General features: G+C 72.1%; 16 protein-coding genes. 7 read left to right on the forward strand and 9 right to left on the reverse strand.

The window, feature by feature from the left end; translation table 11 throughout:
* Window positions 1-17 precede the first annotated feature (17 nt).
* Window positions 18-1,052, forward strand: coding sequence for a phosphatase PAP2 family protein (locus tag FB382_RS04215; protein ID WP_182537068.1), 1,035 nt, complete (start codon window positions 18-20; stop codon window positions 1,050-1,052).
* Window positions 1,053-1,080: 28 nt separating this feature from the next.
* Here the strand turns inward: FB382_RS04215 and FB382_RS22770 are convergent, their stop codons facing one another.
* Together FB382_RS22770 and FB382_RS04225 are read right to left on the reverse strand one after the other, a co-directional pair.
* Complete coding sequence (locus tag FB382_RS22770; protein WP_182537071.1) at window positions 1,081-1,965, reverse strand: ZIP family metal transporter; 885 nt, start codon at window positions 1,963-1,965, stop codon at window positions 1,081-1,083.
* Between the two features lie 48 nt (window positions 1,966-2,013).
* Window positions 2,014-2,274 carry a hypothetical protein gene (locus tag FB382_RS04225; RefSeq protein ID WP_182537073.1) on the reverse strand — a complete coding sequence of 87 codons (261 nt, stop codon included), beginning with the start codon at window positions 2,272-2,274 and terminating at the stop codon, window positions 2,014-2,016.
* A gap of 70 nt (window positions 2,275-2,344) precedes the next feature.
* On the opposite strand from FB382_RS04225, the gene pdxR reads away from it, so the two are divergent.
* Both pdxR and FB382_RS04235 read left to right on the forward strand, forming a co-directional pair.
* Window positions 2,345-3,763, forward strand: a complete 1,419-nt coding sequence (pdxR, locus tag FB382_RS04230) for a MocR-like pyridoxine biosynthesis transcription factor PdxR (RefSeq protein WP_182537076.1) — start codon at window positions 2,345-2,347, stop codon at window positions 3,761-3,763.
* A gap of 35 nt (window positions 3,764-3,798) precedes the next feature.
* On the forward strand, window positions 3,799-4,659 hold the full coding sequence (locus tag FB382_RS04235) for a sterol desaturase family protein (RefSeq protein WP_182537077.1): 861 nt from the start codon (window positions 3,799-3,801) through the stop codon (window positions 4,657-4,659).
* Here the strand turns inward: FB382_RS04235 and FB382_RS04240 are convergent.
* From FB382_RS04240 to FB382_RS04250, 3 genes are all read right to left on the reverse strand, one after another.
* A complete protein-coding gene (locus tag FB382_RS04240) occupies window positions 4,595-5,890 on the reverse strand; it encodes an amino acid permease (protein WP_182537079.1) in 1,296 nt (431 codons plus the stop codon). The genes FB382_RS04235 and FB382_RS04240 overlap by 65 nt on opposite strands.
* Before the next feature lie 80 nt (window positions 5,891-5,970).
* Window positions 5,971-7,521, reverse strand: a complete 1,551-nt coding sequence (locus FB382_RS04245; RefSeq protein ID WP_182537081.1) for an MXAN_6640 family putative metalloprotease — start codon at window positions 7,519-7,521, stop codon at window positions 5,971-5,973.
* A gap of 128 nt (window positions 7,522-7,649) precedes the next feature.
* Window positions 7,650-8,048 carry an FAD synthase family protein gene (locus tag FB382_RS04250; protein ID WP_125035301.1) on the reverse strand — a complete coding sequence of 133 codons (399 nt, stop codon included), beginning with the start codon at window positions 8,046-8,048 and terminating at the stop codon, window positions 7,650-7,652.
* A gap of 84 nt (window positions 8,049-8,132) precedes the next feature.
* Here FB382_RS04250 and FB382_RS04255 point away from each other — a divergent pair, with 84 nt between their 5' ends.
* The gene (locus FB382_RS04255) at window positions 8,133-9,416 is read left to right on the forward strand and encodes a DUF445 domain-containing protein (RefSeq protein ID WP_182537083.1); all 1,284 of its coding nucleotides are present in this window, start codon (window positions 8,133-8,135) and stop codon (window positions 9,414-9,416) included.
* Complete coding sequence (locus tag FB382_RS04260; RefSeq protein WP_281379830.1) at window positions 9,416-9,676, forward strand: RNA-binding S4 domain-containing protein; 261 nt, start codon at window positions 9,416-9,418, stop codon at window positions 9,674-9,676. The genes FB382_RS04255 and FB382_RS04260 overlap by 1 nt, the downstream gene beginning before the upstream one ends.
* Before the next feature lie 9 nt (window positions 9,677-9,685).
* Here FB382_RS04260 and FB382_RS04265 read toward each other — a convergent pair whose 3' ends face one another.
* Window positions 9,686-10,054 (reverse strand): FKBP-type peptidyl-prolyl cis-trans isomerase, encoded by a 369-nt coding sequence (locus FB382_RS04265; RefSeq protein ID WP_125035304.1) that lies wholly within the window; start codon window positions 10,052-10,054, stop codon window positions 9,686-9,688.
* Window positions 10,055-10,127: 73 nt separating this feature from the next.
* Here FB382_RS04265 and FB382_RS22775 point away from each other — a divergent pair, with 73 nt between their 5' ends.
* Window positions 10,128-11,180 (forward strand): SpoIIE family protein phosphatase, encoded by a 1,053-nt coding sequence (locus FB382_RS22775; protein WP_182537085.1) that lies wholly within the window; start codon window positions 10,128-10,130, stop codon window positions 11,178-11,180.
* Window positions 11,181-11,186: 6 nt separating this feature from the next.
* On the opposite strand, the gene FB382_RS04275 is transcribed toward FB382_RS22775, so the two are convergent.
* Complete coding sequence (locus FB382_RS04275; protein ID WP_182537087.1) at window positions 11,187-11,618, reverse strand: CBS domain-containing protein; 432 nt, start codon at window positions 11,616-11,618, stop codon at window positions 11,187-11,189.
* A gap of 99 nt (window positions 11,619-11,717) precedes the next feature.
* Window positions 11,718-12,608: a histidinol-phosphatase gene (gene hisN / locus FB382_RS04280; protein ID WP_182537089.1), complete on the reverse strand. Its 891-nt coding sequence runs from the start codon at window positions 12,606-12,608 to the stop codon at window positions 11,718-11,720.
* 41 nt (window positions 12,609-12,649) lie between these two features.
* Here hisN and FB382_RS04285 point away from each other — a divergent pair, with 41 nt between their 5' ends.
* Window positions 12,650-13,087, forward strand: a complete 438-nt coding sequence (locus tag FB382_RS04285) for a DUF2231 domain-containing protein (RefSeq protein ID WP_182537090.1) — start codon at window positions 12,650-12,652, stop codon at window positions 13,085-13,087.
* Window positions 13,088-13,090: 3 nt separating this feature from the next.
* Here FB382_RS04285 and rsgA read toward each other — a convergent pair whose 3' ends face one another.
* Entirely contained in the window at window positions 13,091-14,092 is a 1,002-nt protein-coding gene (gene rsgA, locus FB382_RS04290) for a ribosome small subunit-dependent GTPase A (RefSeq protein WP_182537092.1), read from the reverse strand.
* Between the last annotated feature and the right edge of the window lie 2 nt (window positions 14,093-14,094).

The following is a 14,094-nucleotide window of genomic DNA, read 5'->3' on the forward strand; positions in this document are numbered from 1 at the left end:
AACACGAGGACGCGAACATGGAGCTCACGGCGCCACCGCCGGTCACGCGCAGACGGACCCCGACGGGAGTGCCCGCCGACGCGGGGCGCGGTCGCTGGCTGATCGGCGTCGGTGCCGTCGTCGTGGTCTTCGCGCTGGTCACGGCCTACTGGTCGCACCACGTCGGCGTCCCGGTGCGCGACCCCGGCGGCGCGATGTTCCTGCGCCGGCTGCCGAGCGCGGTGGTGCTCTTCGGGCTGCTCGCCGTCGCCGACGCAGCCCTGCGCGCACCCGCCGGCCAGCGCTTCCGCGACACCCTGGCGACCCTGCGGGCGCGGTGGCCGCGCGAGCGGCTGGTGGTCGCGCTGGGCGGCCTGGTCGCCTACCACGTGGTCTACCTCTGCTACCGCAACATGAAGAGCTGGAACGCCTTCCGCGACCTCAAGGACACCGAGCTCCTGCGGCTGGACCGGGCCCTGTTCGGCGGGCACGACCCCGGGGCGCTGCTGCACAGCGTGCTGGGCCAGCACTGGGCGGCGTACGCCCTGATGGTCTTCTACAAGGCCTTCACCTACCTCGTGCCGCTCAGCGTGGTCGCGTCGCTGGTCTTCCTCGACCGGCTCCGCGACGGCTACGTCTTCCTCGTCGCGGCGATGTGGGTGTGGATCCTCGGCGTCGCGTCCTACTACCTCGCGCCGTCGCTGGGTCCCTACGTCTCCGACGCCCCCGACTTCGCGGGGCTCCCGCACACGGCGATCACCTCGACCCAGGCGGAGTACCTCACCGAGCGGGCCCACATGCTGGCCCACCCACAGGCGTCGGACGCGTTCGTGAGCCTGGGCGCCTTCGCGAGCCTGCACGTCGCCTTCACGTGCCTGGTCTTCCTGATGGTGCGCCACTACGGCTTCGCGCGGCTCACACGCGTGATGGGCGTCTACCTCGTGCTGGTCATGGTCGCCACGGTCTACCTCGGGTGGCACTACTTCGTCGACGACGTCGCCGGGCTGGTGATCGCCGCGACGGCGGTCGGGCTGGGCCGGCTGATGGTCTACCCGACCGGGCGACCCGACTGAGGGCCCGACTGAGGGCCCGACTGAAGGGTCAGACGCCCGCGGCGGTGACGATCGCGTCGGTGAGGAAGCCGGCGACCAGGCCGAGGAGCAGGCCGTAGGCCAGCAGGTCGCTGCGCTTGGACCGGGCGGCGACGCCGATCAGCTGGGTGATCACGTAGATCAGCGACCCGGCGGCCAGGGTCAGGAACGCGACGCTGACCGGCTCGTTGGTGAAGCCGTGCCCGATCAACGTGCCGATGAAGGTCGGGCCGCCGCCGATCGCGCCGAGTGCGAGCAGGAAGCCCCAGCTGGGGCGGCGGGTGGTGCCGTCGTGGTCGACGTCGGCGGCGAGCGGCGCGACGATGCCGAAGCCCTCGGTGGCGTTGTGGAGGCCGAAGCCGATCACCAGCATCACGGCGAGGCCGATCTCGCCGGACGCCGCGGACTGGCCGATGGCCAGGCCCTCGGCGAAGTTGTGCAGGCCGATGCCGACGGCGATCAGCAGGGACAGGCGGCGCGCGGCCGACCACGAGGCGATGCCGCGCGGCGGGCTCACCTCGCCCAGCGACATGGCGCCGGGACCCTCGTGGCGGGGCGCGCCGGCCGGCGTGGCCCGGACCTGGCGGGCCATCCACGACTCGTAGAAGACCAGCGACACGAGGCCGACGGCGAGGCCGCCGACGAAGAGGGCGCCGTAGCCGAACGCGGAGGCGAGGCCACCGTCCCCCTCGTGGAACGAGCCCAGGGCGACGTCGATCGGCTCCCAGGCGGCGGAGAGGACGTCCCAGACGAGGAAGAGCAGGACGCCCACCGCGGCCGCGTTGAGCAGCAGTCGCAGCGAGGGTGCGGGCTTGCGGAGGCGACCCACGGGCAGGCCGAGGAGGATGGTCGCGCCGGCGAGGAAGCCGAGCAGCAGCGTCGAGGAAAGGCTCACGGCAGTTAGTTTAGGCTCGCCTAACCTCACGTGCCAAGGTGGGGCCGGTCACCCCGGGCGGGTGATCGCCGACGCGGGCAGCCAGCGCTCGACGGTCGCCCAGCCCTGGCCGTCGAGCCACAGCACCGAGACCACCCGGCCCTCCCAGGCCCGCTCGCCCTGTCGCCACTCGACGAGCAGGGAGGGCGCCCCGTCCACGAGGCAGTGCCGCGCGGGCGACGGTGGTGTCGTGGGTGGTGTGGCGGGGGTGGGCCCGTGGATGCGGTCGTGGAGGGACCCGTGACCGCTGCTGCCGTACCCACCTCGCATGCGGTGAGGGTGTCAGGCTCCACCGACATCGGGCATCCCACCGACGGTGTGGGCGTGGGACATTGGGGACATGGATCTCGCGGTCGACCTGAGCGCGCGAGGTGACCGGGCGACGGCCATCTACCGGGCCCTGCTCGACGCGATCCGGAGCGGCCGGCTGGGCGCCGGCGACCGGTTGCCGCCCACCCGCACGCTCGCGCGCGACCTCGGCGTCTCCCGCAACACCGTCGCGGCGGCCTACGAGTCGCTCGTGGCCGAGGGGTTCCTCTCCTCCCACGTCGGCGACGGCACCTACGTGACCGCCCTGGCGGCGGCGGTCCCGAGCAACCCCAAGGGTGCGGCGCTCGCCCCGCGACGCGGGTGGACCTTCACGCCGTACGCCGTCAGCGGGCAGGCCCCCCGGCCCCCGCACGACTTCCGGGTCGGCATCCCCGACGCCTCGCTGTTCCCCTTCGACACCTGGCGCAAGCTGGTCGCCGGCGAGCTGCGGGCCGGCGCCCACCATCCCGGCACCTACGCCGAGCCCGCGGGGCACCCCGCGCTCCGGGCCGCCATCAGCCGCTACCTCGCGATCTCGCGCGGCGTCGCGGCCGACCCGGAGGACGTCCTGGTCACCCACGGCACCCAGCAGGCGCTCGATCTGGTCGCGCGGGTGCTCGTCGAGCCCGGGGACGTGGTCGCGGTCGAGGACCCCGGCTACCCCTTCGCGCGCGACCTGTTCGCCTCCCACGGTGCGCGTGTCGTCCCGGTGCCGGTCGATGCGCACGGCCTGGTCGTCGACGAGCTCCCCGGTCGGGTGCGGCTGGTGTTCACGACGCCGTCCCACCAGTTCCCGCTGGGCTCACCGCTCGCGCAGGAGCGGAGGCAGGCGCTGCTGGAGTTCGCGGCCCGGCACCGCACGGCGGTCGTCGAGGACGACTACGACAGCGAGTTCCGCTTCACCGAGCGGCCGATGGAGACGCTGCACGCCCTGGACCAGTCGGGGCACGTGATCTACGTGGGCACGTTCTCCAAGTCGCTCGTCCCGGCCCTGAGGGCGGGCTACCTGGTCGCTCCGCCGACCCTGCGGGAGGCGCTGCGCGGTGCCCGTCAGCTCGCGGACGGCTACGGCTCGCTGCCCGAGCAGGCCGCCCTCGCCCGATTCATCTCCGACGGCATGCTGGCCCGCCACCTCCGGCGGGCCCGGGCGGTGTACGCCGAGCGCCGCGACCTCGTCCTCGAGGGGCTGGCGACGCACCTCGCCGACCACCTCGAGGTGGTCCCCTCCGCAGCGGGCCTGCACGTCGCCGCGCTGTTCCGCGACCCGACCGTCGACGACGTCGCGCTCGTCGCCGAGGCGGCGGCGGAGGGGGTCGCGGTCGAGGCGCTCTCGGCCTACGGTCACGACGGGTGTGGTCCCTCCGGGCTGGTGCTGGGCTACGGCGCGGCCGAGACGCGGACGGTCACCCCGGGGCTGCTGGCGCTGGCTAGGCTGATGGGCGCCCGCTGAGCCCATCCGTCGACGCCACTCGTGAGGACGCCGCCGTGTTCGACCTGATCCTGCACGCCATCCCGGTCTTCGTGGTCTGCCTGGTGCTCGAGGCGCTGTCGTTCCACTTCCTGCCCGACGACGACGGCATCGGCTACGAGCGCCGCGACTCGATGACCAGCCTGTCGATGGGGCTGGGCAACGTGGTGGTCAACGCGGGATGGAAGCTCGTCGTCCTGGCGGCGTACGCCGCGACGTACCTCCTCGCCCCCGTCCACCTGCCTGCCGACAACCCGCTCACCTGGGTGGCGCTGTTCCTGGCCGACGACCTCGCCTACTACTGGTACCACCGCACCCACCACACGATCCGCGTCTTCTGGGCCAGCCACGTGGTGCACCACTCGAGCGAGTTCTACAACCTCTCCACGGCCCTGCGACAGCCGTGGACGCCCTTCTCCTCGGTGGTCTTCTGGCTGCCGCTGGCGCTGGCCGGCTTCGCGCCCTGGATGATCCTGCTCCAGCAGTCGGTCAGCCTCCTCTACCAGTTCTTCCTGCACACCGAGCGTGTGCACCGGCTGTGGGCGCCGCTCGAGCTGGTGCTCAACACCCCGTCGCACCACCGGGTCCACCACGGCTCGCAGGCGGCCTACCTGGACCGCAACTACGGCGGCATCCTGATCGTCTGGGACCGGGTCTTCGGCACCTTCGAGCCCGAGGGCGAGCGCGTCGTCTACGGCCTGACCACCAACATCCGCACCTTCAACCCGGCCCGGGTGGCCTTCCACGAGTTCGCCGCCATCGCTCGCGACGTCCGTCGCGCGACCCGGTGGCGGGACCGGTGGGGCTACGTCGTCAGGCACCCGGGATGGTCGCCGGCGGAGTCACCACGCGACCCGATGAGCGACCTCGTGTCCTGACCGTCCACGCCAGCGCGCCCAGCGAGATCAGGCCGGCCGCGAGGAGGTGGGTCCCGGTGAGGGCGAGCAGCCCCAGCGTGGAGACGAACGACACCACGGCGCCGCGCCACACCCACGTGCCCCGCGGGAGCAGCCGGATCGCGGCGGCCGTGCCGACGACGTAGACCAGCGTGAACGCGCCGGTGACGAGCAGCAGCGAGGACTCCAGCGGGAGGCCGGTGGCGGCCACCACGAGCAGGCAGCCCAGGGAGTATCCGGTCACCACCATCAGGGAGCGGCGCGGGACCTCGCCGGCGAGCGAGCCGCGGGCGAACCACAGCGGCAGGGCGCCGTCGCGGCCCAGGGCTGCGCCGAGACGCGCACCGCCGGCGAAGTAGGCGTTCATCGCGCCCACCGACAGCAGGACGGCCACCAGGGTCGTGACCGGACGGGCGATCTCGCCGAAGCCGAGGACGAGCAGGTCCGACAGCGGGGCCTTGCTGGCGCCGTCGCCGAGGACGGCCACGGTCGCGACGGCGATCCCGAGGTACATCACCGCCACGACCGTGACGGCGACGCCGGTGGCGCGGGTGATGTCCCGCGCGGGGTCGCGGTAGTCCGCGGACAGCGACGTCACGGCCTCCCAGCCGGCGAACGCCCACACGAGCAGGGCTGCCGCCGACCCGACGGCGAGCCAGCCGTGCGGCGCGAACGGCGTCAGGTGGGCGAGCGTGGCGTGGGGGAGCGAGACGGCGGTGGCCACGAGCAGGAGTGCGCCCAGCACGGCGGCAATCGCGAGCTGGGCCCGGCCGGACACGCGCACGCCGTACCAGTTCATGGCGGCGACGACCACGATGAGCAGGCCGGCCGTGAGCAGCTGGGTGTGGCGGCCGCCCCCGACGGTGTCCGCCACGTAGGCGCCGGCGAAGCCGGCCGCGGGCGGAGCCCCGATCGGGATCGCGAAGTAGAAGCACCAGCCGACGACCGTTGCGGCCCGGGTGCCGAAGGCGCGCCGGGCGTAGGTCGAGACGCCGCCGCCGTCGGGGTGCCGGGCGCCGAGCGCGGCGAACGTGGCGGCCAGCGGGACGGAGAGGAGCACGAGGGCGAGCCACGCCAGGAGCGAGGCCGGGCCGGCCTCGCGCGCGGCCAGGGCGGGCAACGAGATGACGCCGGTGCCGAGCACTGCGCCGACGGTGAGGGCCGCGCCCTGCGGCACGTTGAGCCCCGCTGGGGGAGCCTGGCTGATCGTCACCGGGCAAACGTACGGCGCCCGATCGGCACTCTTGAAGTGCCAATCGGGCGCCGATTCGTTGGGCCAATGCCTCCGGCGGGTCAGCGCTTGAAGGCGGAGACCTTGAGGGTGAACTGCTTGTTGTTGTCGACCGGCTTGCCCTGGCAGGAGTAGGCGGTGCGGTGCCAGCACTGGAAGCGGGTCGAGGCGTTGGCCATCGTGACCGTCACGCTCCGCACCCCGCCGCTGCTGAACGGGACCTTGACCTTGCCGTAGCCGCCGCGGGTCAGGTGAACCGACCTCTTGATGGTCCCGCTCTTCTTCTTGATGATCACGACGATCCCCGGCGAGCTCTTGTGACCGGGCGCGTCGATCGTGATCCGAGCCATCCAGCGCGGGCCCGACAGGCTGGCGTCGGGCTTGAGGAGCGCGTTGGCCGAGGCCATGTGGTCCACCGTGAAGGCGTGGTGGCGGTTGCGGCTGTCCTTGGACAGCTTCCAGCGCTGGGCGATGACCGCGTGCGGCCAGGCCTTGCCCTCGGGGTAGGTGCGCGCCGGCACGGTGTTGCCGGCCGCGTAGCTGCGGAACACCTTCGGGAAGCCGCCGTGGCTGCCCAGGACCGAGCGGATCGCCTTGGTGGAGTAGAGGTCGGGAGCACCCTTGAAGGCGCCGGCCCGGTTCCAGATCGTGCGGACCACGCCGTTGCCGTAGTGGGTCGAGAGGTACTCGAAGAACGGCCAGTTGCCGTACTGGTTGAAGCCGTCCTGGTTGAAGAAGTCCAGCTGCGAGCCGGCGAGCTTGACCTGGCCGTAGGGGAGGTACTGGCGGTTGTCGTTGACGTCGTCCGCGAAGCGCTCCTCCATCCAGGTGGCGGTCGCCTCCATGAACCAGGAGTCCTCGCCGTAGTCGTAGGCGAACTGGACCGCGTGGAAGAACTCGTGGGCGGCGGTCACCTTGAGGCTGTTGATCGGCGGGGCGCCGAACTGGCTCTGCGAGAAGTCGTTGTCGAGGACGCAGAAGCCGGAGGCGAGCCACTTGGTGCCGGGCTTGCGCTTCTCGGGGGCGCAGTAGCCGTAGAGCGACTTGGCGCCGACGTCCTTGAGGTAGACGTCGAACTTCTTGTTGCCGCCGCGGCTGCCGTCCTGGACCGGGGCGCGGTAGCCCATCTTCGTGACGTGGTGGTGCCAGACCTTGTTCATGATGGCGAGGTTCCTGGTGACCCAGGCCTGACTCGGCGGCGCGTCACTGGTGGTCGGCACCCAGTGGATGCAGAAGTTGCCCTGGCACTTGCGCTTGGCCGGCACGGTGTAGCCGTCGCCGTAGGGGTCACCGGCTCCGTCGGTGGGACGTGCCAGCACCGCGTGCGCCTGCTTCTGCTGCGAGGCGTCGAGGTCGGGCAGTGCGGTGAACAGGTCGCGCATCGCCAGCGTCCCCTCGGGACGCTTGCCGGCGCTCGCACCGGCCGTGCCGGCGAGGACGGCGTGGGCCGTCGTGAGCGCCCGGGTCGCCTGCTGCTCCGCGAGCACGCGGGCCGACGGCGCGGCCGGCGCGCCGGGCGTCGGCTTCCCGTCGATGGCGGACGACGTGGTCGCCGGCAGCACGGTCAGAGCCGTGGCCATGGCCACCACGGCGGCGGCGATCGAACGGCGCATGTGTTTCCCCCTGAGTTCCGAGTCGTTGGGGCGACACCCGACGGCGCCGCTGGGATCCAGACTTCCCGGATCGTCGTTCACCCTAAACCGCTGCAGGGACAGGGGTTTCCGCGCCTCCCGCCGGCGGGTCAGCTGGTGGCGGAGATCTTCTCGATCAGCGCGGTCGTGGAGATCGCGGGCGTGCGGGTCAGGTAGACGACCTCACAGATGTCGCCGAACTCGTCGAAGCGGCCCTTCCAGTCGTCGCCCATGACGAGCACGTCGGCGGCGTACTTCTGGATGTAGTCGCGCTTGAGCTCCAGGCTCTCCTCGACGAAGACCTCGTCGACGGCCTTGAGGGCGGCCACGATGGCCAGTCGCTCGCCCTGGCTGAAGACCGGCTCGCGGCCCTTCTTGCGCAGGTTGAGCTCGTCGGCCGAGACGCCGACGACGAGCCGGTCGCCCAGGGCGGCGGCACGCTCGATCACCCGGAGGTGGCCGACGTGGAAGACGTCGAACGTGCCGAAGGTGATGACGGTGCGCGACATGCGGGAGATTCTGGCACGTCACCCGCTGTTCACCCGAGCCCGCGCTCAGCAGCGGCCGACCACGCATGCGCGAGGATGGCCGCGATGAGCACCCAGACGGCACCCACGAGCAGCACCCCCCTGATCACGCCCGCACCGGAGGCCGACGAGGCGCGTCGGCGCGGCCTGCGCCGGATGCGCACGCTCGCGGTCTCGCTGCTCGGCTTCGCCGCGGTCGTGTACGTCGCCACCCTCGGGCAGGACGGCTTCCTGGGCTACGTGAACTCCGGCGCGGAGGCGTCGATGGTCGGTGCGATCGCCGACTGGTTCGCGGTGACGGCCCTGTTCAAGCACCCGCTCGGGCTGCCGATCCCGCACACCGCGCTGATCCCGCGGCGCAAGGACGAGCTCGGCCGCGGCCTGCAGGACTTCGTGGGGGAGAACTTCCTCCAGGAGGCGATCATCCGCGACCGGATCGCCGCTGCCACGATCGCCCGCCGGCTCGGGACCTGGCTGGAGGACCCCGCCAACGCCCGCCGGGTGGTCGACGAGGTCTCCGACGTGGCCTCGATCGCGCTCGGCAAGGTGCGCGACGAGCACGTCGCCGACCTGGTCACCGAGGCGCTGGTGCCGCGCTTCCGGGAGGAGCCGATCGCGCCGTTGCTGGGTGGGCTGCTGACCGAGATCGTCCGCGACGACCTGCACCACGGGGTCGTCGACCTCGCGCTCGCCGAGCTGCACGACTGGCTGATCGAGAATCCCGACACCGTCGCCGACGTGCTGGGGGAGCGGGCCCCGTGGTGGACCCCGCCCCGCCTCAACGACGTCGTCACCTCGCGCATCCACGTCGAGCTGCTGCGCTGGGTCTCCGACATCCGCGACGACCCGCACCACCGCGCCCGGCACGCACTGGACACCTATGTGCACCAGCTCGCCGATGACCTGCTCCACGACCCCGAGACCCAGGGCCGCGCCGAGGCGCTGAAGGACCGCCTGCTCGAGCACCCGAGCGTCATCGCGTCCGCGATCTCGCTGTGGAACGCGCTGCGCCGGGCCCTCCAGGGCTCGCTCACCGACCCCGGGGGCGCCGTGCGCCGCCGGATGCTGACCGAGGTCTGCCGCTTCGCCGAGCGGCTGGGCGCCGAGCCCGAGCTGCGCGCGCGCCTCGACGGCCTGGCCGCCGACGCCGCGGTGTTCGCCGTCGAGCGCTACGGCAAGGAGCTGACCGCCGTCATCACCCACACGATCGAGCGGTGGGACGGCAAGGAGGCCGCCCAGCGCATCGAGCTGCACGTGGGCCGTGACCTGCAGTTCATCCGGATCAACGGCACCATCGTCGGCGGCCTGGTGGGTGTGGTGATCCACGCCGCCAGCGTGGTGATTCACTGATGCCCGTGAGCGAACCCCCGAATGTCATGGACGTGCCGATCCGCGACGAGTCGATCCGGCTGGGGCAGTTCCTCAAGCTGGCCAACCTCGTGGAGAGCGGGGCCGAGGCCAAGCCGGTCATCCAGGACGGCGCGGTCCAGGTCAACGGCGAGGTCGAGACCCGCCGCGGCCGCCAGTTGGTCGTGGGTGACGTGGTCACCCTGGGCGGGCAGTCGGCCCGCGTCTCCGACGAGGACGCGGGCGACGACCTGCCCTGGTGAGGCCCCGGGTCAGCTGACGCCGAGCAGGTCCACCACGAAGATCAGCGTCTCCCCGGGCTTGATGACGCCACCGGCTCCGCGGTCGCCGTAGCCCAGGTGCGGCGGGATCACGAGCTGGCGGCGGCCGCCGACCTTCATGCCCTGCACACCCTGGTCCCAGCCCGAGATGACCTGGCCGATGCCGAGGCGGAACTGCAGCGGGGTGCCGCGGTTGTACGACGCGTCGAACTCCTCGCCGGTGGAGTGGGCCACGCCCACGTAGTGCACCGAGACGGTCTGTCCGGCGCTGGCCTCGGCGCCGTCGCCCTCGGTGATGTCGGTGACCACCAGGTCGGTCGGCGGCTCGGGGTCGAAGAAGTCGATCTCAGGCTTGTCCATGGCCCTCACCCTAACGAGCCGGTGCCGCGCGATTCGACCGCGGTACGGCGCCCGCGGGTGCCACCATGGGCCGGTGACCACTCGCCGCGCCGGTCGGGCGCCCCTGGACATGGGGCTCGTGATCGGGCTCGGTGCACTCGCGGCAACGGTCGCGGTGTCCTTCCTCTCCGGGATCCAGCTCTCGGCGGGGTTCGGCGGGACGGCGATCGTCGCCAGCCTCCTGACCACGGTCCGGCGGACCGGGCTCGTCGCGGTCCTGGCCCTCGTCGCGGCCTTCGTGAGCGGCTTCCGCTTCGACACGTTCGGGACGCTGGACTGGAGCCTTCGGTGCGGGGTCACGCTGATCACGGGAGGCGTGGCCGTCCAGGCCGCCGTGCTCCGCGACCGTCGCGAGTCCCGGCTCCAGCGGATGACGATCATCGCCGAGACCGCCCAGCGGGCGGTGCTCCGGGCGATGCCGACCGCGATCGGCTCCGTGGGCCTGGCCGCGCGCTACGTCTCGGCCTCGGCCGAGGCCCTGGTGGGGGGTGACCTCTACGAGGTAGCGGCCACCCCGTTCGGCGTCCGCGTGATCGTGGGCGACGTGCGCGGCAAGGGACTGGAGGCCGTGCAGACGGCGGCGGCGGTCCTCGGTGCCTTCCGGGCCGCTGAGTTCACCGAGCCCGATCCGGCCACGCTGGCCCGTGCCATCGACGTGACCCTGGCGCGGATGGTGGGCGACGAGGAGTTCGTGACCGCCATCGTGGGGGAGTTCCACGGGGACATGGTGAGCCTGGCCAACTGCGGCCACCACCCGCCGCTGCTGGTGCTGCCCGACCCCACCGCCACGGTCAGCACCGTCGACACCGGAGAGCCGACCCTGCCGCTGGGGCTCGGCTCCGAGCCGGAGCTGTCGCACCACGCCTGGCCGGTGGGGGCCCGGATCCTCTTCTACACCGACGGCCTCATCGAGGCGCGCGACAAGCGCGGGACCTTCTTCCCGCTCGACGACTTCTCGGCCGAGCTGGCCGAGGGCACCGTCGAGGAGGCACTGGACCGCCTGGTGGAGCACCTGCTCGACTTCGGCGGCCGGGTCATGGGTGACGACCTGGCCCTCGTCCTCGCCGAGAGCGAGCCCCGCGACTAGCCTTGCTCAGCTCTGGTGCACGTAGTGGTCGAGCTGGTCGCGCTCGAACTCGAGCTGGTCGATGCGGTGCTTGACGACGTCGCCGATCGAGATGATCCCGACCAGGCGGTCGCCACTGACGACGGGCACGTGACGGATCCGACGCTCGGTCATGATCTTCATCAGGTCGTCGACGTGGGTGGTCTCGTCGCAGGTCTCGACGTCCGCGGTCATGATCGTCGCGACGCTGTCGTTGAGGACGGTGCCGTTCTGGTGGAGCTGGCGGACCACGTCGCGCTCGCTGACGATGCCGTGGACGGTCGTGCCGTCGGAGCTGACGATCAGGGCGCCCACGTTGTGCTCGGCGAGCAGCGCGATGAGCTCGCGCACCCCCGCCTCCGGAGTGATCGTGACGACGTCCTGGGAGGACTTGGCCTTGAGTACGTCCGCGATGCGCATGGCTGCACCTTTCGAGGGTCCGATCGTTCCACCTTCGAAGTTACCCGCGTCGCGGCGGCTCCGTACAGATACACGCGGGTCCGATGGGATCCGCTGTGATCACTCCTCGTCCGTCCGCGGCCGGCGGGCCCGCAGCTCGCTGACCGAGCCCGGTCCGCTGCGCCGCCAGTCGGGGTCGTCGGTGTCGTCGGGCATCGAGCCGAGGAAGGACAGCGCCGCCTCGTGCAGGTGTCCGTTGGTGGCCAGCGCGTTGCCGCCGAAGGGCCCGTCGGTGCCCTGCAGCGAGGTGAACCGGCCGCCGGCCTCGCGCACGATCACGTCGAGCGCCGCCATGTCGTAGACCTCGAGCTCGGGCTCGGCGGCGATGTCCACCGCACCCTCGGCGAGCAGCATGTAGGACCAGAAGTCGCCGTAGGCGCGGGTGCGCCAGCAGCGCCGGGTCAGGGAGAGGAAGTCGTCGAGGCGGCCGCGCTCGTCCCAGCCGTGCAGGGAGGCGTAGGACAGCGACGCGTCCTCGAGGCGGCGTACGTCGCTCACCTGGCAGCGGGTCGCCTTGAGCAGGGACCGGCCGGTCCAGGCCCCGTTGCCGCGGGACGCCCACCAGCGTCGCTGCAGCTGCGGCGCGGAGACCACGCCGAGGACGACCTCGTCGTCGACGACCAGCGAGATGAGCGTCGCCCACACCGGGACGCCGCGGACGAAGTTCTTGGTGCCGTCGATCGGGTCGACCACCCAGCGGCGCTGGCTGTTGCCGGTCGTGCCCTGCTCCTCGCCGGTCACGGCGTCGCGGGAGCGGACCCGTGACAGCGTGCGCCGGATGCTCTCCTCGACGGCCTGGTCGGCATCGGTGACCGGCGTCAGGTCGGGCTTGCTCATCACGTGCAGGTCGAGCGCCTTGAAGCGGTCGGTGGTGATGGAGTCGGCGTCGTCGGCCAGGACGTGCGCGAGGCGCAGGTCGTCGGTGAAGTCGGTGGCACCCGGGGTCGGCATGGGCACAGGCTATGCCCCGGGTTCTGCGTTAACGTTCAACCATGGAGATCGCCGGTCTTCCGCTGCACCCACTCGTGGTGCATGCGGCTGTGGTGTTCGGTCCGCTGGGAGCGCTCGCCGCTCTCGCGTACGTCGTGCTGCCGGCCCGGCGCGACCAGCTCCGCTGGCCGATGATCGTGCTCGCCGCGGTGGCGACCGGCTCGGTCGTGGCCGCCTACGTCACCGGCCTGAGCTTCTACAACAGCAGGCCCGACCTCCATCAGCTGCCCAGCCTCCAGACGCACAAGACCCGGGCCACCGTGCTGTTCTACGTCACCCTGCCGTTCGGCGTCCTCGCCATCGTGACGGGTTGGCTGCACGCGCGCACGGGTGCCCTGCGACTGCTGCTCCACGGCCTGCTCCTCGTCGCCGCCGGCACGGTGCTGGTCCTCGTCGTGCTGACCGGTGACGCGGGGGCGCGCTCGGTCTGGGGCAAGTAGGCCTCAGTACGCCGGCTCGCTCCGCGCGGCGAGCAGCCGCCGGAACGACGCGACCCGCTCGGGGTCGGCGTGCCCGGCCTCGATGGCGTCGTCGAGCCCGCACTCCGGCTCGTCGGTGCCGTGCGTGCAGCCGCGCGGGCACTCCTCGGTCATCTCGTCGAGGTCGGGGAACGCCCCGATCAGGTCCTCGGGCTGCACGTGCGCCAGGCCGAAGGAGCGGATGCCGGGGGTGTCGATGATCCAGCCGTCCGGGCTCGAGCTCGGGCCCGGCAGCGCGAGCATGAACGCCGACGTCGACGTGTGCCGGCCACGACCGGTCACGGCGTTGACGATGCCGACGTCGCGGTGCGCGGTGGGCACGAGCGCGTTGACCAGCGTCGACTTGCCGACGCCGCTGGACCCCACGAGCACGCTGGTGCGGCCCCGGAGCAGCTCGCGCACCTCGGACAGGTCGCCGCCGCGTCGGGTGACGACCCACGGCACGCCCAGGGAGCGGTAGGTCGAGAGCAGGGTCTCGGGATCGGCCAGGTCGGACTTGGTCAGGCACAGCAGCGGCTGCATGCCCGCGACGTACGCCGCCACCAGCGCCCGGTCGATCAGCCGCGGCTGGGGATCCGGGTCGGCCAGGGCGGTCACGACGACCAGCTGCTCGGCGTTGGAGACGATCACCCGCTCGACCGGGTCGTCGTCGTCCGCCGTACGCCGCAGGGTGGTCGTGCGGGGAGTGACCTCGACGATCCGCGCCAGGGAGCCCTCGGCGCCCGACGTGTCGCCCACGACCCGGACCCGGTCCCCGACGACCACGCCCTTGCGGCCCAGCGGCCGGGCCTTCATGGCCATCACGGTGGTGCCGTCGATCAGCAGGGTGAAGCGGCCGCGGTCGACGGTGACGACCACGCCGTCGACGGCGTCGTCGTAGGTCGGCCGGTCCTTGGTGCGCGGCCGGGTGTGGCGCCGCGGCCGCTCGTAGTGCTCGTGGTCGTGCTCCGAGTAGCGACCGCTCACGC

It is taken from the genome of Nocardioides ginsengisegetis, from assembly GCF_014138045.1.
Classification (GTDB): Bacteria; Actinomycetota; Actinomycetes; order Propionibacteriales; family Nocardioidaceae; genus Nocardioides; species Nocardioides ginsengisegetis.

Coding starts and splice junctions, on each gene's coding strand:
- FB382_RS04215 (WP_182537068.1), top strand. CDS start 18: ATGGAGCTCACGGCGCCACCGCCGGTCACGCGCAGACGGACCCCGACG.
- FB382_RS04225 (WP_182537073.1), bottom strand. CDS start 2,274: ATGCGAGGTGGGTACGGCAGCAGCGGTCACGGGTCCCTCCACGACCGC.
- pdxR (WP_182537076.1), top strand. CDS start 2,345: ATGGATCTCGCGGTCGACCTGAGCGCGCGAGGTGACCGGGCGACGGCC.
- FB382_RS04245 (WP_182537081.1), bottom strand. CDS start 7,521: ATGCGCCGTTCGATCGCCGCCGCCGTGGTGGCCATGGCCACGGCTCTG.
- FB382_RS04250 (WP_125035301.1), bottom strand. CDS start 8,048: ATGTCGCGCACCGTCATCACCTTCGGCACGTTCGACGTCTTCCACGTC.
- FB382_RS04255 (WP_182537083.1), top strand. CDS start 8,133: ATGAGCACCCAGACGGCACCCACGAGCAGCACCCCCCTGATCACGCCC.
- FB382_RS04260 (WP_281379830.1), top strand. CDS start 9,416: ATGCCCGTGAGCGAACCCCCGAATGTCATGGACGTGCCGATCCGCGAC.
- FB382_RS04265 (WP_125035304.1), bottom strand. CDS start 10,054: ATGGACAAGCCTGAGATCGACTTCTTCGACCCCGAGCCGCCGACCGAC.
- FB382_RS04275 (WP_182537087.1), bottom strand. CDS start 11,618: ATGCGCATCGCGGACGTACTCAAGGCCAAGTCCTCCCAGGACGTCGTC.
- hisN (WP_182537089.1), bottom strand. CDS start 12,608: ATGCCGACCCCGGGTGCCACCGACTTCACCGACGACCTGCGCCTCGCG.
- FB382_RS04285 (WP_182537090.1), top strand. CDS start 12,650: ATGGAGATCGCCGGTCTTCCGCTGCACCCACTCGTGGTGCATGCGGCT.